Origin of the sequence: Streptomyces sp. NPDC056169 (assembly GCF_042268445.1) — a bacterium.
GTDB lineage: Bacteria > Actinomycetota > Actinomycetes > Streptomycetales > Streptomycetaceae > Streptomyces.
In genome coordinates, this window is record NZ_JBHJUO010000003.1 from 29,985 (window position 1) to 51,225 (window position 21,241).

The 21,241-nt window shown below is 73.2% G+C and carries 19 protein-coding genes and 2 riboswitches; of the genes, 11 read left to right on the forward strand and 8 right to left on the reverse strand.

The features are described 5' to 3' along the window. Nucleotides 1-201: 201 nt before the first annotated feature. A complete protein-coding gene (locus ACFC0G_RS05050; protein WP_376397399.1) occupies nt 202-1,692 on the forward strand; it encodes an APC family permease in 1,491 nt (496 codons plus the stop codon). After that, nucleotides 1,689-2,129 carry a hypothetical protein gene (locus ACFC0G_RS05055; protein WP_376397402.1) on the forward strand — a complete coding sequence of 147 codons (441 nt, stop codon included), beginning with the start codon at nt 1,689-1,691 and terminating at the stop codon, nt 2,127-2,129. The genes ACFC0G_RS05050 and ACFC0G_RS05055 overlap by 4 nt, the downstream gene beginning before the upstream one ends. Before the next feature lie 46 nt (nt 2,130-2,175). Here the strand turns inward: ACFC0G_RS05055 and ACFC0G_RS05060 are convergent, their stop codons facing one another. After that, nucleotides 2,176-3,576, reverse strand: coding sequence for a hypothetical protein (locus ACFC0G_RS05060; RefSeq protein ID WP_376397404.1), 1,401 nt, complete (start codon nt 3,574-3,576; stop codon nt 2,176-2,178). Between the two features lie 74 nt (nt 3,577-3,650). On the opposite strand from ACFC0G_RS05060, the gene ACFC0G_RS05065 reads away from it, so the two are divergent. Next, nucleotides 3,651-4,613, forward strand: a complete 963-nt coding sequence (locus ACFC0G_RS05065) for a D-2-hydroxyacid dehydrogenase family protein (protein WP_376397407.1) — start codon at nt 3,651-3,653, stop codon at nt 4,611-4,613. Between the two features lie 53 nt (nt 4,614-4,666). Here the strand turns inward: ACFC0G_RS05065 and ACFC0G_RS05070 are convergent, their stop codons facing one another. Both ACFC0G_RS05070 and ACFC0G_RS05075 read right to left on the reverse strand, forming a co-directional pair. Continuing rightward, complete coding sequence (locus tag ACFC0G_RS05070) at nt 4,667-5,464, reverse strand: CbtA family protein (RefSeq protein ID WP_376397410.1); 798 nt, start codon at nt 5,462-5,464, stop codon at nt 4,667-4,669. 23 nt (nt 5,465-5,487) lie between these two features. After that, a complete protein-coding gene (locus tag ACFC0G_RS05075) occupies nt 5,488-5,715 on the reverse strand; it encodes a CbtB-domain containing protein (protein ID WP_376397413.1) in 228 nt (75 codons plus the stop codon). A 59-nt stretch (nt 5,716-5,774) separates the two neighbouring features. After that, a riboswitch (cobalamin riboswitch) is annotated at nt 5,775-5,850 on the reverse strand. A gap of 197 nt (nt 5,851-6,047) precedes the next feature. Here ACFC0G_RS05075 and ACFC0G_RS05080 point away from each other — a divergent pair. Next, nucleotides 6,048-6,662, forward strand: coding sequence for a histidine phosphatase family protein (locus tag ACFC0G_RS05080; RefSeq protein WP_376397416.1), 615 nt, complete (start codon nt 6,048-6,050; stop codon nt 6,660-6,662). A gap of 103 nt (nt 6,663-6,765) precedes the next feature. Here the strand turns inward: ACFC0G_RS05080 and ACFC0G_RS05085 are convergent, their stop codons facing one another. Both ACFC0G_RS05085 and ACFC0G_RS05090 read right to left on the reverse strand, forming a co-directional pair. Beyond that, nucleotides 6,766-7,122 (reverse strand): GntR family transcriptional regulator, encoded by a 357-nt coding sequence (locus tag ACFC0G_RS05085; protein WP_056653345.1) that lies wholly within the window; start codon nt 7,120-7,122, stop codon nt 6,766-6,768. Nucleotides 7,123-7,124: 2 nt separating this feature from the next. Next, nucleotides 7,125-8,090, reverse strand: coding sequence for a DUF1648 domain-containing protein (locus tag ACFC0G_RS05090; protein ID WP_376397420.1), 966 nt, complete (start codon nt 8,088-8,090; stop codon nt 7,125-7,127). 121 nt (nt 8,091-8,211) lie between these two features. Here ACFC0G_RS05090 and ACFC0G_RS05095 point away from each other — a divergent pair, with 121 nt between their 5' ends. Together ACFC0G_RS05095 and ACFC0G_RS05100 are read left to right on the forward strand one after the other, a co-directional pair. Continuing rightward, the gene (locus ACFC0G_RS05095; RefSeq protein WP_376397423.1) at nt 8,212-9,216 is read left to right on the forward strand and encodes a S8 family peptidase; all 1,005 of its coding nucleotides are present in this window, start codon (nt 8,212-8,214) and stop codon (nt 9,214-9,216) included. A gap of 48 nt (nt 9,217-9,264) precedes the next feature. After that, nucleotides 9,265-10,245: a nucleoside hydrolase gene (locus tag ACFC0G_RS05100; protein ID WP_376397426.1), complete on the forward strand. Its 981-nt coding sequence runs from the start codon at nt 9,265-9,267 to the stop codon at nt 10,243-10,245. 88 nt (nt 10,246-10,333) lie between these two features. Here the strand turns inward: ACFC0G_RS05100 and ACFC0G_RS05105 are convergent, their stop codons facing one another. Further along, complete coding sequence (locus ACFC0G_RS05105; RefSeq protein ID WP_376397429.1) at nt 10,334-10,771, reverse strand: MarR family winged helix-turn-helix transcriptional regulator; 438 nt, start codon at nt 10,769-10,771, stop codon at nt 10,334-10,336. Nucleotides 10,772-10,863: 92 nt separating this feature from the next. On the opposite strand from ACFC0G_RS05105, the gene ACFC0G_RS05110 reads away from it, so the two are divergent. After that, nucleotides 10,864-11,211 carry a DoxX family protein gene (locus ACFC0G_RS05110; protein ID WP_376397432.1) on the forward strand — a complete coding sequence of 116 codons (348 nt, stop codon included), beginning with the start codon at nt 10,864-10,866 and terminating at the stop codon, nt 11,209-11,211. Nucleotides 11,212-11,306: 95 nt separating this feature from the next. On the opposite strand, the gene cobN is transcribed toward ACFC0G_RS05110, so the two are convergent. After that, nucleotides 11,307-14,981 carry a cobaltochelatase subunit CobN gene (cobN, locus tag ACFC0G_RS05115; RefSeq protein WP_376397435.1) on the reverse strand — a complete coding sequence of 1,225 codons (3,675 nt, stop codon included), beginning with the start codon at nt 14,979-14,981 and terminating at the stop codon, nt 11,307-11,309. Nucleotides 14,982-15,021: 40 nt separating this feature from the next. Then, nucleotides 15,022-15,155: riboswitch (cobalamin riboswitch) on the reverse strand. 79 nt (nt 15,156-15,234) lie between these two features. Between cobN and ACFC0G_RS05120 the strand changes: the two genes are divergently transcribed. From ACFC0G_RS05120 to ACFC0G_RS05135, 4 genes are all read left to right on the forward strand, one after another. Next, a complete protein-coding gene (locus ACFC0G_RS05120) occupies nt 15,235-16,620 on the forward strand; it encodes a cobalamin biosynthesis protein CobG (RefSeq protein ID WP_376398410.1) in 1,386 nt (461 codons plus the stop codon). Next, a complete protein-coding gene (locus tag ACFC0G_RS05125; RefSeq protein ID WP_376397438.1) occupies nt 16,617-17,270 on the forward strand; it encodes a precorrin-8X methylmutase in 654 nt (217 codons plus the stop codon). Before ACFC0G_RS05120 ends, ACFC0G_RS05125 begins: the two co-directional genes overlap by 4 nt. Then, a complete protein-coding gene (cobJ, locus tag ACFC0G_RS05130) occupies nt 17,267-18,769 on the forward strand; it encodes a precorrin-3B C(17)-methyltransferase (protein WP_376397441.1) in 1,503 nt (500 codons plus the stop codon). The genes ACFC0G_RS05125 and cobJ overlap by 4 nt, the downstream gene beginning before the upstream one ends. A gap of 314 nt (nt 18,770-19,083) precedes the next feature. Beyond that, the gene (locus tag ACFC0G_RS05135) at nt 19,084-20,493 is read left to right on the forward strand and encodes a fibronectin type III domain-containing protein (RefSeq protein ID WP_376397444.1); all 1,410 of its coding nucleotides are present in this window, start codon (nt 19,084-19,086) and stop codon (nt 20,491-20,493) included. A 2-nt stretch (nt 20,494-20,495) separates the two neighbouring features. Here the strand turns inward: ACFC0G_RS05135 and ACFC0G_RS05140 are convergent, their stop codons facing one another. Next, on the reverse strand, nt 20,496-21,236 hold the full coding sequence (locus ACFC0G_RS05140; RefSeq protein ID WP_376398413.1) for a cobalt-precorrin-6A reductase: 741 nt from the start codon (nt 21,234-21,236) through the stop codon (nt 20,496-20,498). Nucleotides 21,237-21,241: the final 5 nt, after the last annotated feature.

Sequence of the window (21,241 nt, forward strand, 5' to 3'; positions counted from 1 at the left end):
GGGCCGCCCGAGACCCGCCCGAAGGCCGCCCAAGACCCGCCCGAAGGCCGCCCAAGACCCGCCCGAAGGCCGCCCAAGACCCGCCCGAAGGGCCGCCCGAGGGGCAACACGCCGAAGGGCTAGCCCGGACGGGTGCCACCGGTTGCCGCACCCCACCCGCCGATCGAGCCTGGGGGGATCGTGTGACCGATGGGAGGGCCCATGAGCAGTCTCGACACCCCGGCCGAAGTGCCCAGACCGCGTGCGGCGGCGGCGACGCCCGCCGCGCCCACCACCATGACCTGGGTGACACTCGCCCTGATGACGACCGCCTCGGTGGCGAGCCTGCGGGCCGCGCCCACCATGGCCATCTACGGCCTGGCGTGCGTCTTCCTCTACCTCGTCCCGGCCGTGGTCTTCCTGCTGCCGACGGCGCTGGTCTCCGCCGAGCTCGCCTCCGGCTGGAACGGCGGCGTCTACCGCTGGGTCTCCGAGGGGCTGTCCAAGCCGCTCGGATTCCTCGCGGTCTGGTGCCAGTTCGCGATGACGATCTTCTATTACCCGAGCCTGCTGGCCTTCGTGGCCTCCACGATCGCGTACGTCATCGACCCGTCCCTGGCCTCCAACGGCGTCTACACCGCGATCGTCATCATGGTCCTGTACTGGACCGGCGTCTGGGTCTCCTCACGCGGGACGAAGGCCCTCGCGGGACTGTCCAGTTGGGGCCTGATCATCGGGACGCTCGTACCCGGCACGATCCTCGTCGTCCTCGGCATGGTCTTCCTGGGCCAGGGCAACCCGTCGGCCGCCCCCATGAACGCCGACCACCTGCTGCCGCAGTGGACGGGCCTCGCCAGCCTCGTCCTGATCGTCAACAACTTCCTGTCGTACTCCGGCATGGAGATGAACGCCGTCCACGTCTCCTCGCTGAAGAACCCCGGCAAGGAGTACCCGAAGTCGATGTTCCTGGCCGTGTGCCTGGTGCTGCTGATCTTCATCCTGCCCGCGCTCGCGATCAGCTGGGTCGTCCCCGCGGACCAGCTCAGCCTCACCGCGGGCGTCATGCAGGCCTTCGACGCGTTCTTCTCGTACTTCGACATCGGCTGGATGACGCCGATCGCCGCCGTCATGCTGATCTCCGCGTCCCTGGCCGGCATGCTCACCTGGCTCGCCGGGCCGTCGAAGGGCCTCCTGGAGATCTCCCGCCACGAGGGCTACCTGCCGCCGTTCCTACAGCAGCTCAACAAGTTCGGCGTCCAGCAGAACATCCTGGTCACCCAGGGCGTCGTGACCTCGATCATCGCCCTGATGTACGCGCTCATCCCCAACGTGTCGAGCGTCTACTGGATCTTCTCCACCATCACCACGCAGGTCTATCTCATCGTCTACCTGCTGATGTTCGCCGCCGCGATGCGGCTGCGGAAGACCCATCCCGACCATCCGCGCGGCTACCGGGCACCCGCCCTCGGACTGATCTGCACGGTCGGCCTGCTCTCCTCGCTCGCGGCCCTCGCCATCGGCTTCGTACCGCCGTCCCAGTTCGGCGGCGGCAGCGTCTGGGCGTACGCCCTCTTCATCGCCAGCGGCCTGCTCGTCCTCGGGTTCCTCATCCCCTGGGCCTTCCTGAAGTTCCGCAAGCCGAGCTGGCGCACCGTCGAAGCCGCGGCCGGCCCGTCGGGCGCGGGCGCGTCGACCGAGGGAGACCGGTCATGAGCCCCACCCGATACGCCTCCGAGCACAAGTGGATCTACTGGGGCGCGATCGTGATCCTCGTCGGCCTCGCCGTCACCGGGGTGATCAAGTACACGGCTGTCACGACGAGCAACGAGTCCCTCGCCAAGGCCAACCAGCTCCAGAACGAACTCCTTGAGGCCGGCTACTCCGCGCCGCCCGACACCGACACCATCGAGGCGCTGCTCGGCACGAACGGCGGTCCGGTCTGCGAGGCGCCGGGCAACGCCCTGCAGACCGCGCTCTGGAAGATCGGCCAGTCGAACGGCACCACCGGCCCCGGCCAGCGGCCCGTCATCTCCGACACGAAGGCCATCGAGGCCGAGCGGATCGTGCTCCAGGTTTACTGCCCCGACCAGCTCGACGACTTCGACGACGCCGTGGAGGACCTGAAGACGGACGACACCGTACGGCGCTGACACCGCCGTACGGCGCTGATCCCGGACACCCCCCGAAGAAGGAGCCTCACGCCACCGGCTGAGGCTCCTTCTCATGCGCGTCCCCGTCGTGCGACTCCTCCGCCAGGAAGGCCACCACCGCCAGCGCGAAGAGCAGACCGAGGGCGAGGCCCAGCACGACCCAGCCCGTGGGGTGCGGCCAGAAGACGCAGGACAGGGCCGCCGCCGCGACGAGGATCCAGGTGATCCAGGTGCGGTACCGGCGGACGAACGGCCCCACCGGGCCCGTCCGCAGGCCCGCGCGGTCCGCGGTGCCGCGGGTCGCGGAGATGCCCGAGTCCCAGAGGCCGCGGGCGAGGGTCGCCGGGCGGCTGGGCCCGGAGATCCAGGCGGCGAGCGCGATCAGCACGCCCAGCGTCACGAACACCCGCACCGAGGTGCGGAGATACCGGACCAGGGTGTCGTAGACGGCACCGGCGGCGGCCGGGGAGACCCCGGACGGCAGGGCGTTGAGATAGACCGTACGGAAGACGGTGAGGGCGATGCCGAGGACCAGGGCCGCCACCGCGATCCCCAGCGCCCCGGCGACCAGGGCGCGGCGCCGGCGCACGGCCAGCAGGACACCGCCGGCGACCAGCAGCACCGAGATCACCGGCAGCCACACGCCCATCACCTGGAGCAGGGAGAAGCCCGTCTTCACCTTGCCGATGTCGTCGGCCTGGAGCACGGTGAAGTCGGTGTGGACCTCGGGGATCTTCCCCGCGACCGTCAGACCCGAGTCGACGAGCCGCTCCTTCACCCGGTCGATCACGGGCGCCAGGTCGATCGTGACCTTGTCCGTCTCGATCTTCACGGCGCCGTCGTCACTGCCGGTCAGGGCCCGGTCGAGGGAGGTGTGGATCGCCCGGTTGGCATCGATCCAGATCGTCTCGAAGGCCGGGGAGGCCACCACGTCCTGCGCCCGGTCGTGGACGAAGCTGCCGACCGCGCTCTCCAGGGAGTCCCCCAGTTTGCCCAGGGCCTTCTCCAGGAGCGGCCGCTGCTCCGGGGCCACGCCCTCCAGGAGCGAGTTCAGGTCGATGTGCTCCATGACGGCGGTCGTCACCCGGTTCGCGACGGCCTCCTGGACGGCCGGGTCGGAGGCGAGCGGGGTGACCGTCTGCACGTACCGGTCGGTGTCGCCGACGATGTCCGACGTCCAGGCGGCGACGATGCCCAGCGGCGTCAGGACGCAGCCGATGACGACGAGCAGGGCGGCGCAGAACGAGCGGAGGCGGTGATGGGGCGGCCGGGGCGTCTGCGCACTCGCCGCACTCGCCGCACTCGCCTCAAGGGCCGCGATCCGGGCCCGGAGCGCCGCCAGATCGTCACCGCCGGCACGGTCGGCACCGCCGTCACCGCCGTCACCGTCAGCACCGTCGGCACCCCTGTCCTTGGCATCCACGGCACCCACTCCTCGCAGCGACATCCCACAGAGAGACAAATCAGAGCAATTCTCCGTGGGGTGAGCGGCTTTGTCGCGCGGAGGGCGATCATGCGGTCATGAACCTGCCGCGCTGCGCCGTACTCGACGACTACCAGGGTGTCGCCCTCTCCTCCGCCGACTGGAGCCCGCTCGCCGGCCGGGTCGAGGTCCGCGCGCTGCGCGAGCACCTCGCCGACCGGGACGCGCTCGTCGCCGCCGTCGAGGACTGCGAGATCCTCGTCGTCATGCGGGAGCGGACCCCCGTCGACGCCGCCCTCCTCGACCGGCTCCCCCGGCTCCGGCTGCTCGTCACCTCCGGGCTGCGCAACGCCTCGATCGACGTCGCCGCCGCCCGCGCCCGGGGCATCACCGTCTGCGGGACGGCCAGCAGTCCCGAGCCGCCCACCGAGCTCACCTGGGCCCTGCTCCTGGGCCTCGCCCGGCACGTACGGACCGAGGCGCAGGCGCTGCGCGAGGGCGGGCCCTGGCAGTCCACCGTCGGCGCCGACCTGGCCGGCCGGACCCTCGGCCTCGTCGGACTCGGCAAGATCGGCGGCCGGGTCGCCCGGATCGGTCTCGCCTTCGGCATGGACGTCCTCGCCTGGAGCCCGAACCTGACGGAGGAGCGGGCCGCGGAGCACGGCGTACGGCTCGCGAAGGACCGGCGGGAGCTGCTCGGGAGCAGCGACTTCGTCTCCCTGCACCTGGTGCTGTCCGACCGCACGCGGGGCCTGATCGGGGAGCCGGAGCTGCGGGCGATGCGCCCGTCCGCGTACCTCGTCAACACCTCACGGGCGGGGCTCGTCGACGGCGGGGCGCTGCTGCGGGCGCTGCGCGAGGGGTGGATCGCGGGGGCCGGGCTCGACGTCTTCGCGACGGAGCCACTGCCGGCCGACGACCCGCTGCGGTCGCTGCCGAACGTCCTGGCGCTGCCCCACCTCGGGTACGTGACGGAGGGCAACTACGCCCGCTACTTCGGGCAGGCGGTCGAGGACATCGAGGCGTACCTGGCGGGCGCTCCGGTGCGCGAACTGGGCTGAACGCACGGGTGCCCTGCCCCGTACACGTGCGGGACAGGGCACCATGCCGTGTCTCAGGCCGGGACCGTCTCCGCGGTCGCGGCGCGGGGCGCGGCCGGGGCGAGCAGCCGCTCCGCCAGGGTGCCGAAGGCGACGGCGAAGACCGCCCACAGGACCGCCTGGATCCCGAGGGTGGCGAGCCGGAACTCCCACAGCACGACTGCCGGGAAGCCGGCCTGCACCGCGTCGTCGTTGCCCGGCAGGACCGCGCAGGCGAGGGCGACGGCGGCGACGAAACCGGCGCCGGCGACGAGGGTCGCGTTCCAGTTGCCGAGGCGCGGGGCGAGGCGGCGGCCGGCGATGACGGCGGCGACGCCGAGCAGCACGCTCAGCAGGATCATCAGGAAGAAGAGCGTGGTGCGCTTCCCGATGGTGTCCGGGTTGCCGACGGCCGGCGGGGTCGCCGGGTACTTCAGGAACGGCACGAGGTACACGGTCGTGAAGGCGGCGGCCGCGACGAGCGCGGCGGTCGCCTTCGGCGTGAACCGGCCGACGCGTCCCAGGACGAAGGAGAACGCGAGGGAGGCGATGCCGCCGAGCGCGACACCGTAGACGAGGACGCCGGTGGCGAGCCCGGCCGTGGACTGGACGTCCCGGCTGACGAGCTCCTCCTCCGCCTCCCCGGCGGCGGCCGCCGCCCCGTGGCCCGCGTGCGCGGCCTGGGCGGCGGCCTCCTCGACGGCGATCGAGGCGTCGACGGACGGCTCGCCGACGGCGTACGCGACGACGAAGGCGAACAATCCGGCGATCAGGCCCGCGAGCATGCCGCGGACCAGGAGTCTCCTCACGGTGGAGGACGAGGTGTCAGACATGTGCGTGAGCTCCTCTACCGCGATCAGTGGCAGGGGAAGCCGAGCAGATGACGACCGTCGTGGACCCACTCGTGGACATCGCTGCCCGCGAAGACGGAGAGGGCGCCCTGCTCGGCGCCGACGAAGTAGAGCGCGACCAGTGCCAGGAGCCCGGCGAACAGGGCCCAGGGCAGCACGGTGCGGACCGGCAGGGAAACCGGCAGCGCGACGGGGGTGGTGGGGATGACGGACGGGGCGACGGCCTCGGCCATGGCGGAACCTCCTCGGGAACTCGCGTCCCATAACGGTGGTGCGCGACGACGGTCGTCGGGTCTGACTCGCCGGGTCCCGGGCATGCCGGGTCGGCTCACAGTGGCGCGACCGTGCCGGTTTCTCACCGGACTTCCGTCTCGCCGTCGTCGGTTGTGGAATTGTCGCCGTGACCGTACCGCGCGGGCCGCAGCGCGGGAAGGGCGCATGGGCGCCCGATCGACCACTGAGGGATGAATCACCCGTGAACGCACCACCCGTGAACGCTTCCTCCGTGAACGCACCACCAGCGGACGCGCCACCCGCGGACGCGCCACCCGCGGGCGCGCCACCAGTGGACGCATCACCCGCGGACGCCTCCGCCGGTGATGCGTCACCCGCCGGCCCGCCTCCGCCCGAGCGGACCGTACGGCTCGTTCTCGTCGCCCCCGCGATGAACGCGGCCCTGCGCGAGGCCCGCTTCGACGACGGCTCCCCGGTGGAGCCGGCGAGCGCCGACCGGGTGTGCCTCGGACGGGGGGTCCGGCTGTTCACCTCGCCGTCCCCGCGCTGCCGGGGCACGGCCGAACTCCTCGGCCTCACGGGAGCCGTCGCCGAACCGGCGCTCGCGGGCTGCGCGATGGGCCGGTGGCGGGGCCGCCGCCTGGACGAACTCGCCGCCGAGGAGCCGGAGTCGGTGGCGGCCTGGCTCGCCGACCCCGACGCCGTCCCGCACGGCGGCGAGTCCCTGCGCTCCCTGTGGGACCGGGTCGCCGCCTGGATGGACGCCCTGGAGCCGGGCACCGTCTGGGCCGTCGCCGAGCCGGACGTGATCCGGGCGGCCGCCGCGCACGCCCTCGGCGCGCCCGGGGCGGCCTTCTGGCGTCTGGACGTGCGCCCCCGGTCGTCCGTCGAGCTCACCGGCCGCTCGGGCCGCTGGAACGTCGGGATCGGCTCCGTACTCGGCTGAGGTTGTACGCGTCTCAGTCGAGGCTGGTACGCGGCCTCAGCTGACGCCGGTACGCGCCTCAGCCGAGACCGGTACGCGGCCTCAGCTGACGCCGGTACGCGCCTCAGCCGAGGCTCGTACGCGCCAGCTCCAGGAACTCCGCCTCCGTCAGGCCCAGTTCGCGGGCCTCCGCCGCCGCCTCGCGCAGCCGGGAGACCAGACGGGCGCGGTCGGGCGCGGCGACGCCGGGGACGATGACGGCGCCGCGGCCCCGGCGGAGTTCGATGAGGCCCTCCTCGCGGAGCCGCTGGTAGCCGCGGAGGACGGTGTGGACGTTGACCCCGAGGGAGTCCGCGAGCTCCCGGGCGGCCGGGAGGCGTTCACCGGGCTCGGCGGAACCGTCGGCGAGCGCCCCGCGGACGCACGCGGCGATCTGGTCGCCGAGGGGGACGGAGGAGGCGGGGTCGACGCGGAAGAGCACGGTCAGACCCTCCCATGCCGCTCGACCAGCGTGTTCAGGAGGGCGGCGGCGGTCCGGGCGTCGGGCACGGTCACCGCGAACTCGCGGCCGCTCCCCCTGCGGACGACGAGGGCCTCGCCGGAGCGCAGCACGACGCCCGTCCGGTGGGCCCGGACGCGGTAGCCCCAGCCGCCGAAATCGGCGACGGCGTCGATCTCGCGGACGCTCGCGCCCTCCACCGCGTCGAGCGGGACGCGGACCCGGGGGCGGGGGACGAGGGCGGAGCGGACGGTGAGGCCGTGCCGGTCGACGACGACCCGGACCCGGGCGAGGGCGAGCCCCGGCACGCCGATGACGAGACCGAGCAGGCCGATCAGGGCGCCGGGCCAGGTGGCGACGAGCAGGACGGCCGGGGCGGAGGCGAGGACGAGGACGGCGAGGACGGTGAGCGCCCGCGAGCCGGTGTCCTTGGACCACCCGGCGGCCTCGCCGGCGGCGAGCGGAAGCCGGGGACCACCGGCCGCCCCCTCCGCAGCCTCCCCGGACTCCACGCCCTTCTCGGGCTCGTCGGGGACGAGTGCGGTCAGCGCCCACCCCGCGACACCGGTCACGACCGCCACGACCAGTGCCAGCCCGAGGCCGGTACCGGCGGCAAAGACCACGGCATCCGCGTCGTCGACGAGGTTGGCGCGGAGGACTTGGACGAAGAGTCCGCCGGCGAAGCCCGCGGTGGCCCAGGCCGTCCACAGGAACCGGCGCCGGACGATCAGGGCCGCGCCGGTGGCGAGGCCGAGGAACAGGGCCGTGGTGATGAGGACGTAGGCGGTCGTGCCGGTCCAGCCGTCGGCCTCTCCCCTGAAGGAGAAGTGGGTGGCGAGCTCGGCGGGCAACTCGTCGCGCCGGCGGGCGAGGAGCAGCAGGTGGACGGCGAGGGCGAGGACGAAGGGGAGCGCGGCGAGCGCGCGGAGACGAGGTGTGGCACGGTGCATGAAAACCTCCCTTGTTCGCACTCTACTAGAACAATGCGGGTTTCTGTCGAAGGATCTTCGAGATGCGAGCACTCCGAACGGGTTGTTGACTGTCCCAAACGCCGACAAATGGGGAGACTTCATGCGCCGCCGCCGGCCCGCCACCGCCACCTTTGCCGCCCTCACCGCCCTCGCCGCGCTCACCGCCGCGTTCGCCACCGGCTGCGGCAGCGACGACGACAAGCCCGACCCGCTGCGGGGCCAGCAATGGGGGCTCGACGCGCTCAACATGCCGGACGCGTGGTCCGTGTCGAAGGGCGAGGACACGGTCATCGCCGTCGTCGACACCGGTGTCGACCTCGACCACCCGGACCTCAAGGGGCGCCTCGTCGACGGCTACGACTTCGTCGACGACGACACGGAGCCGAAGGACCTCAACGGCCACGGCACCCATGTCTCCGGCATCGCCGCCGCCCACACCGAGAACGGCATCGGGGTCGCGGGCGGCGCGCCCGGCCCCAAGATCATGCCGGTGCGGGTGCTCGGCGCCGACGGCAGCGGGACCGATGCCAACATCACCAAGGGCATCGTGTGGGCCGCCGACCACGGCGCCCACGTCATCAACCTCTCCCTGGGCGAGTCCGGCCTGATGGCCCGCCTCCTCAAGGGCGGCGTCCTCAACCAGGCCATCACCCACGCCAACAACAAGGGCGCGGTCGTGGTCGCCGCAGCGGGCAACGACTCCACCGCGCTCCAGCCGTACAAGATCGACACCCCGGTCCTCGTCGTCAACGCCGCCGACCAGACCGGCTCCCCCGCGTCCTTCACCAACTTCGGCGCGCAGAACGCCGTGACGGCCCCCGGCGTCGACATCCTCTCCACGCTCCCCACCTACACGTCGAAGGAGACCCTGAAGAACCTCTCCGGGTACGGAAAGCTCTCCGGTACGTCGATGGCCACGCCGTACGTCTCCGCCGTGGCCGCGCTCCTGCACCACCAGGGCCTGGACCCCGCCGCGATCATGCAGACCATCCGCGACACGGCGGCCAACCCGCAGAAGCTCGCCAAACTGGGCCTCGGGAACGTCGACGCGGCGGCGGCGGTGAAGTCGGCGCAGACGGCGCAGGCCGCCAAGAACAAGGGATGACCCGGAAGGGTCCGTGACGGCGCCCGCTCCCTGTGGGACGGTGGAGACATGCCCGTACCCGTGATCCTCGACTGCGATCCCGGCCACGACGACGCCTTCAACATCCTGCTGGCCGCCGCCCACCCCGGCGTGGACCTCCTCGCGATCACCACCGTCGCGGGCAACCAGTCGGTCGACAAGACCACGCTCAACGCGCGCCGGATGTGCGAGGCCGCCGGAATCAGGGGCGTGCCGATCGCGGCGGGCGCGGCGGGCCCCCTGCACGCCCGGCAGCGGGGCGCGCCGCTCATCGCCGAGAACATCCACGGCGGCTCGGGGCTCGACGGCCCGAACTGGGAGTCCGGCCCGGGCGCGGGCTTCGGCACGGGCGAGCCGACCGTGCCGCAGGACCCGCGCGACGCGCTCACGCTCCTCCGGGACACCCTGATGCGCCACCCGGCCCCCGTCACCCTCGTCCCGACGGGCCCCCTGACGAACATCGCGACGCTGCTCCTCGCGCACCCGCGGCTGACGGACCGCATCGAGCGGATCGTCCTGATGGGCGGGTCGGTGGAGCGCGGAAACACCACGCCCGCCGCCGAGTTCAACATCCTCTGCGACCCGGAGGCGGCGGACATCGTCTTCGCCTGCGGAGTGCCGGTGACGATGTTCGGCCTCAACGCCACCCACCAGGTGCGGGCCACCCCCGAGGTCATCGCCCGGATCGCGGCTCTCGGCACCCCGCTGAGCCGGCTGTGCGTGGAGCTGCTCACCTACTTCGCGTCGACCTACCGCGAGGTGTACGGCTTCGACGCACCCCCGCTGCACGACCCGCTGACGGTGGCCCACCTCATCGACCCGTCACTGGTCAGCCTGGTCCGGGCGGCGGTGCGGGTGGAACTGACGGGGACGTGGACGCGGGGCGCGACGGTCGTCGACCTGAACGGCGTGACGGGCCTGCCTCCGAACGCGGAGGTGGGGATGGAGGTCGACGCGGCGGGCTTCTGGGACCTGATCGTGGAAGCGGTAAGGGTCCTGGGCACCCCCTAGAAGGCACCCCCTAGAAGGCACCCACTACAAGGCACCCACCACAAGACATCTACCCTCCGACGTCCATCGGTCCGTCCCGCCTACCCGCCTACCCGCACTCGTGATCGGCGGGATCGACGACGACGCGGTCCAACAGACCGCGCAGCAGGACCTGTTCGGCCTCGGTCAGATCCCCGAACAGCTCGCGCTCCGCGGCGCCCACCGCCGCGTCGACCCGTTCGAGGGCCTCGGTGCCCGCCGGGGTGATCTCGACGATGTGCCGCCGCCGGTCGGCGGGATCGCGCCGCCGCTCGGCCAGGCCGTCAATCTCCAACTCATTGAGAATCGCGACGAGTTGACTGGGGTCGATCTCCATCACGGAGGCCAGCTCGCGCTGGCTCATGGCCCCCGGGGCGAGCTGCATCAACGTCATCGCGTTCCGCGGGTGCAGGCCCACGACACCCAGGGCCGCGCGAATGCGCGCACCGGTGAGCTCCCCCCGGAAGGAGAGGAGGAAGCCGAGGCGATCGGTGGGATGTGCTGCCATGCCGTCCACGGTAACAGCGGCCCCATTGTGGAGCCAGGACAATCGTTGATACCGTTCAACGATTGTCCTGCCGCCACCATAGGAGCCCGTCCATGTTCATCGGCTACGCCGTCGTCGCCGCGCTGCTCGCCTTCGCCCTCTCCGCCTCGGCCTTCCTGACCTTCACGCGCAACCCGCAGATCGCCGGCAACATGACCAAGCTGGGAGTGCCCGAGTCCTGGCTCCCCTGGCTCGCGACGGCGAAGTCGGCCGGCGCACTCGGCCTCCTCGCAGGCCTCGCCGTCCCCGCGCTCGGCGTGGCGGCGGCCATCGGCGTGACGCTCTACTTCGCGGGCGCCGTGATCACCCACCTCCGCGCGAAGGACTACGAACTGGCCCCGCCGGCGGTCCTCACCCTCGTCGCGACGGCCGCCCTGATCCTGCGCATAGCCTCCGCCTGAGCGGGCAGGGCGTGCGCGGGCATGCCGAAGGCCCCGTCCACCGACCCCCGTGCGGTGAGCGGGGCCTTCGGAGACCGCGCGGACGTGGAGGAGGGTTACTCCTCGCCGTCGGACCCTGCGGCGCCTTCGAGGTCGCCTTCCGTCTCCAGGAAGACCTGGCGCAGGGCGGCCAGGGTCTCCGGGTCCGGCTTCTCCCACATGCCGCGGGACTCGGCTTCGAGGAGGCGCTCCGCGATGCCGTGCAGGGCCCAGGGGTTGGCCTCCTTGAGGAAGGCCTGGTTGTCGGCGTCGAGGACGTACTCCTGGGTGAGCTTGTCGTACATCCAGTCGGCGACCACGCCCGTCGTGGCGTCGTAGCCGAAGAGGTAGTCGACCGTCGCCGCCAGCTCGAACGCGCCCTTGTAGCCGTGGCGGCGCATCGCCTCGATCCAGCGCGGGTTGACCACGCGGGCGCGGAAGACCCGGGAGGTCTCCTCGACCAGCGTGCGGGTGCGGACCGTCTCCGGGCGGGTGGAGTCGCCGATGTACGCCTCGGGGGCCGTGCCCTTCAGCGCGCGGACGGTCGCCACCATGCCGCCGTGGTACTGGAAGTAGTCGTCCGAGTCGGCGATGTCGTGCTCGCGGGTGTCCGTGTTCTTCGCGGCGACCGCGATGCGCTTGTACGCCGTCTCCATCTCGGCGCGCGCCGGGCGGCCTTCGAGGCCGCGGCCGTAGGCGTAGCCGCCCCAGACCGTGTAGACCTCCGCGAGGTCGGCGTCCGTGCGCCAGTCGCGGCTGTCGATCAGCTGGAGGATGCCCGCGCCGTACGTCCCGGGACGGGAGCCGAAGATGCGGGTCGTGGCGCGCCGCTCGTCGCCGTGCTCGGCCAGGTCGGCCTGCGCGTGTGCCCGGACGTAGTTGTCGGCGGCCGGCTCGTCGAGCGACGCCACCAGGCGTACCGCGTCGTCCAGGAGGCCGATGACGTGCGGGAACGCGTCCCGGAAGAAGCCGCTGATGCGGAGGGTGACGTCCACTCGGGGGCGGTTCAGTTCGGCGAGGGGGATGGCCTCCAGGCCGTTCACCCGGCGCGAGGCGTCGTCCCAGAGCGGGCGGACGCCGAGCAGGGCGAGCGCCTCTGCCACGTCGTCGCCCGCGGTGCGCATCGCGCTCGTACCCCAGAGGGAGAGTCCGACGGAGGTGGGCCACTCGCCGTTGTCCGTGCGGTAGCGCTCCAGGAGCGAGTCGGCGAGGGCCTGGCCCGTTTCCCACGCCAGGCGGGAGGGGACGGCCTTCGGGTCGACCGAGTAGAAGTTGCGGCCCGTCGGCAGGACGTTGACCAGGCCGCGGAGCGGCGAGCCCGACGGTCCGGCCGGGACGAAGCCGCCGTTCAGGGCGTGGACCGCGTGGGTCAGTTCGTTCGTGGTGCCGGCCAGGCGGGGAACCACCTGCTCGCAGGCGAAGCGGAGGACCGTCTTCACGGACTCCAGCTGCATGCCGTACGCGGTGCCGCCCATCGGCGGGGCGCCCAGGCCCAGGACGGCGGCGTCCGTGATCGCGTCCACGGACCAGCCGGCGGCCTCCATCGCCTCGACCACCCGGCGGGCGCGCTCCTCGATGTCGTCGGTCCGGGCCCGGTCCATGGCCGACTCGTCCAGGCCCAGTGCCTCGCGCAGGCCCGGCAGCGCCTGCGTACCGCCCCAGATCTGGCGGGCCCTGAGGATGGAGAGGACCAGGTTGACGCGGGCCTCGCCTTCCGGGGCGCCGCCCAGGACGTGCAGGCCGTCGCGGATCTGGGCGTCCTTGACCTCGCACAGCCAGCCGTCGACGTGCAGCAGGAAGTCGTCGAAGCCGTCGTCCTCCGGGCGGTCCTGGAGCCCCAGGTCGTGGTCCAGCTTCGCCGCCTGGATCAGCGTCCAGATCTGGGCGCGGATCGCCGGCAGCTTCGACGGGTCCATGGAAGAGATCTGCGCGTACTCGTCGAGCAGCTGCTCCAGGCGCGCGATGTCGCCGTACGACTCGGCGCGCGCCATCGGCGGCACCAGGTGGTCGACGAGCGTCGCGTGCACGCGCCGCTTGGCCTGCGTGCCCTCGCCCGGGTCGTTGACGAGGAAGGGGTAGATCAGGGGGATGTCGCCGAGGGCCGCGTCGGGGCCGCAGGCGGCGGACAGGCCGGCGTTCTTCCCGGGCAGCCACTCCAGGTTGCCGTGCTTGCCCAGGTGGACCATGGCGTCGGCGCCGAAGCCGCCGTCCTCGGCGCGGGCGGCGATCCAGCGGTAGGCCGCCAGGTAGTGGTGGGACGGCGGCAGATCGGGGTCGTGGTAGATCGCGATCGGGTTCTCGCCGAAGCCGCGCGGCGGCTGGATGAGGACCAGCAGGTTCCCGCGGCGCAGGGCGGCGAGCACGATGTCGCCCTCCGGGTTGCGGGAGCGGTCGAGGAACATCTCGCCGGGCGCCGGGCCCCAGTGCTCCTCGACGGACGCGCGGAGCTCGGCGGGGAGTTCGGCGTACCAGCGCTTGTAGTCGGCGGCCGGGATCCGGACCGGGTTGCGGGCGAGCTGCTCCTCGGTGAGCCAGTCCTGGTCGTGGCCGCCGGCCTCGATGAGGGCGTAGATCAGCTCGTCGCCGTCGCCGGAGACGAGACCGGGGAGCTCCTCGGTCGGGCCGAAGTCGTATCCCTCCGCGATCAGGCGGCGGAGGAGGGAGACGGCGGAGGCCGGGGTGTCCAGGCCGACCGCGTTGCCGATGCGGGAGTGCTTCGTCGGGTACGCGGAGAGGACGAGCGCCAGCTTCTTCTCGGCGTTCGGGATGTGGCGGAGCCGCGCGTGGCGGACCGCGATTCCGGCGACCCGGGCGGCGCGCTCGGCGTCCGCGACGTATGCGGGCAGGCCGTCCGCGTCGATCTCCTTGAAGGAGAACGGGACGGTGATGAGCCGGCCGTCGAACTCGGGGACGGCGACCTGGCTGGCCGCGTCCAGCGGCGACAGGCCCTCGTCGTTCTCCTCCCAGTTCTCGCGCGAACCGGTCAGGCACAGCGCCTGGAGGATCGGCACGTCGAGCGCGGCGAGCGCGCCCGCGTCCCAGGCCTCCTCGTCGCCGCCGGCCTGCGCCTCGGCGGGCTTGGTGCCGCCCGCGGCGAGGACGGTGGTGACGATCGCGTCGGCGGTACGGAGCCGGTCGAGCAGCTCCGCCTCGGGGGCGCGCAGGGACGCCACGTACAGCGGGAGCGCCTGGGCGCCCGTGTCCTCGATCGCCTCGCACAGGGTGTCCACGAAGGCGGTGTTCCCGCTCATGTGGTGGGCGCGGTAGTAGAGCACCGCGATCGTCGGGCCGCTCTCGGTACGGGCCGTGCGCTCCAGGGGGCCCCAGGTGGGGGCGGCGGCCGGGGCCTCGAAGCCGTGGCCGGTGAGGAGGACGGTGTCGGAGAGGAAGCGGGCGAGCTGCTCCAGGTTCGAGGGGCCGCCGTGCGCGAGGTAGGCGTGCGCCTCGGTGGCGACGCCGACGGGGACCGTCGAGGTCTCCATCAGCTGCGCGTCGGGGGCCTGTTCGCCGCTGAGCACGACGACCGGCTTCCCGGTGGCGCGGATCGCGTCGATCCCCTCCTCCCAGGAACGGAGGCCGCCGAGGAGGCGGACGACGACGAGCTCGACGCCGTCGAGGAGGGCGGGCAGTTCGGCGAGGGGCAGCCGGGAGGGGTTGGCGAAGCGGTACTCCACCGGGCCCTCGGCCGAGGCGGCGTTCGCCGCGCGGGCACTGAGCAGGTCGGTGTCGGAGTGCGACAGCAGCAGAAGCATGGCGTGCGCAGGCCCTTCCTCGGGGTTGTCCGCGCCCCGGGTGGTCGTGTGGACGGCGGGAGTTCCTGGCTCACCCGTGCCATCGCTGGTACGGGCTCACAGTGGCGGGACCGCGCCGGATTCTCACCGGGCTTCCTCCCCGGGGCCCTGGGACCCCATGCCGATCTGCATCCTAGATCGTGGCGTCGTCGGGGCGGGGCGGGCCGTGGAGTCGGCCGGATCACACTCGGTGGCGGCCCGGTGCCCCGTGGGTATGCTCGCCGCCATGCCGCCCACCCCTCCCCCGACGCCCGAACGGGACGAAGCTCGCATACGGGACCGTGGCGACGCCTGCCCCGGGGCGCTGCGCCTGCACGCCGCCGACGACGGCCGGCTGGCCCGACTGCGGCTGCCCGCAGGACGTCTGACGTCTCGTCAGGTCGAGGCTCTGGCGACGGCCGCGGAGTCCCTGGGCGACGGGCGGATCAGCCTCACCTCCCGGGGGAACGCGGAGCTGCGCGGCCTCACGGAGGAGTGCGGGGCGGAGCTCGCCGCACTGCTCGCGGAGGCGGGCCTGCTGCCCTCCCCCACCCACGAACGCGTCCGCAACATCGTCGCCTCGCCCGCCGCCGGTCTCGACGGACTCGGCGGCCCCGAGGTCCAGTTGTGGGCCCGCGAGCTCGACGGGCTGCTGTGCGGCGAGCCGTGGGCCGCGGCGCTTTCCGGCCGTTTCCTGTTCGTGCTCGACGACGGGCGCGGTGACGTGGCGGGGCTCGGCGGCGATGTGACCTTGGTCGCAGTGGAGCCGGGGACGGCGGTCCTGTACGTCGGCGGGCGGGCCTTCCGGGTCGGCGGAGCCGACGCGCCCCGGGCCGCGCTCGCCGCCGCCGGGGCCTTCCTGGACGCCGCCCGCACGGCCGGAAACGGCGCCTGGCGGGTGCGGGAGCTGCCGGAGGACCACGCCCCGGACGTCGCGGGCGCGCTCGCCCGCGCGGGGATCGCGGCGGAGCCCGTACCCGCGCCACACCTACGTGAGCGCGCGCCCCTCGCCCCCGGGCCCCTCGGCGCCACCGCCCTGTACGTCCTCGTGCCCCTCGGCCGCCTCACCGCCGCCCAGCTGCGCGCGCTGCTGCCCGCCGACGAGGTACGGCTGACGCCGTGGCGCGGTGCCGTCGTCGTCGGGGCGCGGGCGCGGGCGACGGACGCGGACCGGCTCGGGGAGCGGCTCCCGGACCGGCTCGGGGACCAGCTCCCGGACCGGCTCACGGACCTCGCCTCGTACGGGCTGATCACCCGCCCCGACTCCCCCTGGGCGGGCGTCGGCGCCTGCACCGGGCGCCCCGGCTGCGCCAAGTCCCTCGCGGACGTCCGCGCCGACGCGCACCCGGGGTCCGCAAGGCCGCTCCCGTCCACCGGGCCCCACCCGGGTTCCGCCGGGCCGCTCCCGTCCGCCGGGCCCCACCCGGGTTCCGCCGGGCTCCTCCCCGTCCACTACTCCGGGTGCGAGCGCCGCTGCGGGCACCCGCACGGCGCCTGGGTCGACGTCGTCGCCACCGCCGACGGCGCCTATCTGGTGGACGGCGTCCCCACCCCCCGTACCGCCCTGCCCGAAGCGGTGACCCACGCCCGCACGAACCCCGCCACCACGACGACGAGATGAGCGAGAGCACCAGGATGTTCGACTACGAGAAGGACGGGGCGGAGATCTACCGTCGGTCCTTTGCCACGATCCGCGCCGAGGCGGAGCTCGCGGGCCTGCCCGCCGACGTCGCCCAGGTGGCGGTCCGGATGATCCACGCCTGCGGCATGACCGATCTCGTCCAGGACATCGCGTACTCCCCCCAGGTCGTGGCGAACGCCCGCGAGGCCCTGCGCGCCGGAGCGCCGATCCTCTGCGACGCGCAGATGGTCGCCAGCGGCGTCACCCGCAAGCGGCTGCCCGCCGACAACGAGGTGATCTGCGCGCTCTCCGACCCGGCCGTACCGGGCCTCGCCGCCGAGCTCGGCACCACCCGCTCCGCCGCCGCGCTCGAACTCTGGCGGGACCGCCTCGAAGGCTCCGTCGTCGCCATCGGCAACGCCCCCACCGCGCTCTTCCACCTCCTGGAGATGATCGCGAAGGGCGCCGGGAAGCCCGCCGCCGTCCTCGGCATACCGGTCGGCTTCATCGGCGCCGCCGAGTCCAAGGACGCGCTCGCCGCCAACGTCCTGGACCTCGACTACCTCGTCGTACGGGGCCGGCGCGGCGGCAGCGCGATGACCGCCGCCGCGATCAACGCCCTCGCCCACGAAGCGGAGATCCAGGCATGAGCGGGACGGACGCCGTGACCGGCAAGCTGTACGGGGTCGGGCTCGGCCCCGGCGACCCGAACCTGATGACGGTCGCCGCCGTGAAGGCCATCGCCGCCGCCGACGTCATCGCGTACCACTCGGCCCGCCACGGCCGCTCCATCGCGCGCTCCATCGCCGCCGAGCACATCCGCGAGGACCACGTCGAGGAGCGGCTGATGTACCCGCTCACGGTGGAGACCACGGACCACCCCGGCGGCTACCGGGGCGCCCTGAACGACTTCTACGAGGAGGCCGCGGCCCGGCTCGCCGCCCACCTCGACGCCGGCCGCACGGTCGCCGTCCTCGCCGAGGGCGACCCGCTCTTCTACGGCTCGTACCAGCACATGCACAAGCGGCTCGCGGACCGCTACGACACGACCGTCATCCCCGGCGTCACCTCGGTGAGCGCCGCCGCCGCCCGGCTCGGCGAGCCGCTGTGCGAGGCGGAGGAGGTCCTCACGATCATCCCCGGCACGCTGCCGGAGGACGAGCTGACGGCCCGTCTCGCGGGCACCGACTCGGCGGTCGTGATGAAGCTCGGCCGCACCTTCCCCACCGTGAAGCGCGCCCTGGAGCGGGCGGGCCGGCTGGACGACGCGCGGTACGTGGAGCGAGCGTTCATGGCGGGCGAGCGGACCGGCGACCTCGCCGGCATCGACCCCGAGTCCGTCCCGTACTTCTCGGTCGCGGTCCTCCCCTCCCGCGTCGACCAGGAACCCCCGGTACGGGAACGGGGCGAGGTCGTCGTCGTCGGCACCGGCCCCGCCGGCGCGCCCTGGCTGACGCCCGAGTCGCGCGGCGCGCTCGTCAACGCCGACGTCCTCGTCGGCTACACCACCTACCTGGACCGGGTGCCCGAGCTGCGCCCCGGGCAGATCCGGCACGGCTCCGACAACAAGGTCGAGTCGGAGCGCGCCGAGTTCGCGCTCGACCTGGCCCGGCGCGGGCGCAAGGTCGCGGTCGTCTCCGGCGGCGACCCGGGCGTCTTCGCCATGGCCACCGCGGTCCTGGAGGTCGCCTGCGAACCGGAGTACGCGGACGTGCCCGTGCGGGTCCTGCCCGGCGTGACCGCGGCCAACGCGGCCGCCGCCGCCGCGGGCGCCCCGCTCGGCCACGACTACGCCACCATCTCGCTCTCCGACCGGCTCAAGCCGTGGGACGTCATCGAGGCCCGGCTGCGGGCCGCCGCCGGCGCCGACCTGGTCATCGCCCTCTACAACCCGGGCTCCAAGTCCCGTACGCACCAGGTGGCCGCGGCCCGCGACCTCCTCCTGGAGCTGCGCGCCCCGGAGACCCCGGTGGTCGTCGCCCGTGACGTGGGCGGCCCGGAGCAGTCGGTGCGCGTCCTGACGCTGAAGACCCTGGACCCGTCCGAGGTCGACATGCGCACCCTGCTGCTCGTCGGCTCGTCGCAGACGCGGGCGGTGGAGCGGGCGGACGGCCGAACGATCGCCTGGACCCCGCGCCGCTACGGCTGACGCCCTGGCCGCTCGTGTTCCCGTCGTAGTGCGTGAGGCGGTACGACGGGGGCTCCCGTCGTAGTGCGTGAGGCGGTACGACGGGGGCCCCGGCTTCGACGCGGAGGCCGGTGGGAAGACGGTGTCGGCGGCGCCCCGGGCCGCCTTGCCGACCTCGCGGACGCCGTATCCCTTGAACGCCGGACCGAATCCCCTGTCGCGCGGAAGGAACCCGCCGGTAGAGTCCCCCACCGGCGGAACACCGGCCCCACCCGCACCGCCCCTTCCCCCACGCGCCATCTGTTCCCGCAGGTCCGGAAAGGGCCCCACTCTTCGTGATCACTCGTACCCGGCTGAGCGCGCTGGCCACCACGGCCGCCCTCGTCGCATCCGGCGGCCTGCTGACCGCCACCCCGGCCGCCGCGGCCGTCACCTGCGCGTCCCCGCTGTGGAAGGCGGAGTACTACGCCAACACCACCCTCACGGGCACGCCCAAGCTGACCACCTGCGACAGCGTCATCGCCGAGAACTACGGCCTCGGCGACCCGGCCGTCACCACGCTGCCGAAGGACAACTTCGGCGTCCGCTGGACCCTCAGCCGCGACTTCGGCTCCGGCGGCCCCTTCACCTTCACCGCCGAGGCCCAGGACGGCATCCGCGTCAGCCTCGACGGCGTCCGCAAGATCGACCTCTGGAAGAACAACTCCACCACCCAGAAGAAGACGGTCGACCTCACGATCCCGGCGGGCCGCCACACCCTCACGGTCCACTACGTGACCTGGACGGGCGCCGCGAACGTCAAGGTCGGCTACGCGCCCCGCACTTCGGCGACCGTCGACAAGGTCCGGCCCCTCGCGCCGGCCGGCTTCACGACCGCCTACGACAAGACCCTCAACAAGGTCACCACGCGCTGGACGGCGAACAAGGAGATGGACCTCGCCGGTTACCGCGTCTACCGGCGCCTCACCGGCACCACCGCCTGGTCCCGCGTCGGCGGCACCACCTCACCGCTCACCACCACCACGTTCACCAACAGCCCTCCGCCCACGGGGCAGGCGTACGCGTACGAGATCCGTGCCGTGGACAAGGCGGGCAACGAGTCCCTCGGCACCGTCGACCTCCCCGTCACCTCCGTGGACCGTACGGCTCCGGGCGCGCCGACGGGCCTGAAGGCCGTGCGGGCGTCGACCGGGGACGCCGTCCTCACCTGGACCGCGCCCTCCGCGACGGACGTGGCCGCGTACCGCGTCTACGTCGACGGTGTCCTCACCGAGACGGTCACCGACACCCGGTACGTCCACCCCTGGGGCGACTACGGCACGACGTACCAGTTCACGGTCAAGGCCGTGGACCGCGCGGGCAACGCCTCCGCCGCCGCGGCGACCTCGTTCACGACCTCCGGCGACCGCGTCGCCCCGGCGCCGGTCACCGGCCTGAAGGCGACCCCGCGCGAAGACGGTGTGTTCCTGGAGTGGACGCCCAACCCGGAGCCGGACGTCAAGCTCTACAAGATCTACAAGGCCGAGTGGTACGACGACGGCGAGGGCACCACGGGCTGGCTCGCGCACGATGTCGAGCTCCTCACGAAGGACGCGGACTCGTACCTCCACGAGAGCGCGGCGGACGGCGAGAACGTGCTCTACGGCGTCGTCGCCATCGACGCCTGGGGCAACGCGCTCGACGCGACGGACCCGGCCATGAACTGGGTCGAGGTCACCGAACTCGGCACGCCCGAGGCCCCGTAGCCCTAGGCGGGCAGCGCCTGCGCCCAGGCGGCGGCCTCCTCGGGGGTCGCCGCCGTGGGGACGCCCTCCGGGACCGGGGGGCGGCGGACCACCACGACCGGGATGCCCGCCTCGCGGGCCGCGGTCAGTTTCGGGGCGGTCGCCGCGCCGCCGCTGTCCTTCGTCACCAGGACGTCGATCCGGTGGCGGGCCAGGAGCTCCCGCTCGCCGTCCAGGGTGAAGGGACCCCGGTCGAGGAGGATCTCGGTGCGGGCCGGCATCGGGGCGTCCGGGGCGTCGACCGAGCGGACCAGGAACCACTCGGGGCGGTCCGCGAAGGACGCGAGGCCCAGGCGGCCCGTGGTCAGGAAGACCCGGTCGCCGAGGCCGTCCAGCGCCCCGGCCGCCTCCTCCAGGGAGGCCGCGGAGTGCCAGTCGTCGCCCGCCACCGGGACCCAGCCGGGACGGCGCAGCGCCAGCAGGGGAACATGGGCGGTGGCGGCCGCCCGGGCCGCGTTGAAGCTGATCCGCTCGGCGAAGGGATGGGTGGCGTCGATGACCGCGTCCACGGCGTGCTCGCGCAGCCAGGCCGCGAGACCGTCCGCACCGCCGAACCCGCCGATCCGGACCTCGCCGGCCGGCAGCCGGGGGTTCGCCACCCGCCCCGCGAGGGAACTGGTGACCCGGACCTCGCCGTGCTCGCCGTGCAGCAGTCCGGCGAGCGCGCGGGCCTCGGTCGTCCCCCCGAGAATGAGTATGTGCAGCACAG

Excerpts from the sequence above, each read along its gene's own strand:
- ACFC0G_RS05050 (WP_376397399.1), top strand. The coding sequence starts at position 202 with ATGAGCAGTCTCGACACCCCGGCCGAAGTGCCCAGACCGCGTGCGGCG.
- ACFC0G_RS05055 (WP_376397402.1), top strand. The coding sequence starts at position 1,689 with ATGAGCCCCACCCGATACGCCTCCGAGCACAAGTGGATCTACTGGGGC.
- ACFC0G_RS05060 (WP_376397404.1), bottom strand. The coding sequence starts at position 3,576 with ATGTCGCTGCGAGGAGTGGGTGCCGTGGATGCCAAGGACAGGGGTGCC.
- ACFC0G_RS05065 (WP_376397407.1), top strand. The coding sequence starts at position 3,651 with ATGAACCTGCCGCGCTGCGCCGTACTCGACGACTACCAGGGTGTCGCC.
- ACFC0G_RS05070 (WP_376397410.1), bottom strand. The coding sequence starts at position 5,464 with ATGTCTGACACCTCGTCCTCCACCGTGAGGAGACTCCTGGTCCGCGGC.
- ACFC0G_RS05075 (WP_376397413.1), bottom strand. The coding sequence starts at position 5,715 with ATGGCCGAGGCCGTCGCCCCGTCCGTCATCCCCACCACCCCCGTCGCG.
- ACFC0G_RS05090 (WP_376397420.1), bottom strand. The coding sequence starts at position 8,090 with ATGCACCGTGCCACACCTCGTCTCCGCGCGCTCGCCGCGCTCCCCTTC.
- ACFC0G_RS05095 (WP_376397423.1), top strand. The coding sequence starts at position 8,212 with ATGCGCCGCCGCCGGCCCGCCACCGCCACCTTTGCCGCCCTCACCGCC.
- ACFC0G_RS05100 (WP_376397426.1), top strand. The coding sequence starts at position 9,265 with ATGCCCGTACCCGTGATCCTCGACTGCGATCCCGGCCACGACGACGCC.
- ACFC0G_RS05105 (WP_376397429.1), bottom strand. The coding sequence starts at position 10,771 with ATGGCAGCACATCCCACCGATCGCCTCGGCTTCCTCCTCTCCTTCCGG.
- ACFC0G_RS05110 (WP_376397432.1), top strand. The coding sequence starts at position 10,864 with ATGTTCATCGGCTACGCCGTCGTCGCCGCGCTGCTCGCCTTCGCCCTC.
- cobN (WP_376397435.1), bottom strand. The coding sequence starts at position 14,981 with ATGCTTCTGCTGCTGTCGCACTCCGACACCGACCTGCTCAGTGCCCGC.
- ACFC0G_RS05120 (WP_376398410.1), top strand. The coding sequence starts at position 15,235 with ATGCTCGCCGCCATGCCGCCCACCCCTCCCCCGACGCCCGAACGGGAC.
- ACFC0G_RS05125 (WP_376397438.1), top strand. The coding sequence starts at position 16,617 with ATGAGCGAGAGCACCAGGATGTTCGACTACGAGAAGGACGGGGCGGAG.
- cobJ (WP_376397441.1), top strand. The coding sequence starts at position 17,267 with ATGAGCGGGACGGACGCCGTGACCGGCAAGCTGTACGGGGTCGGGCTC.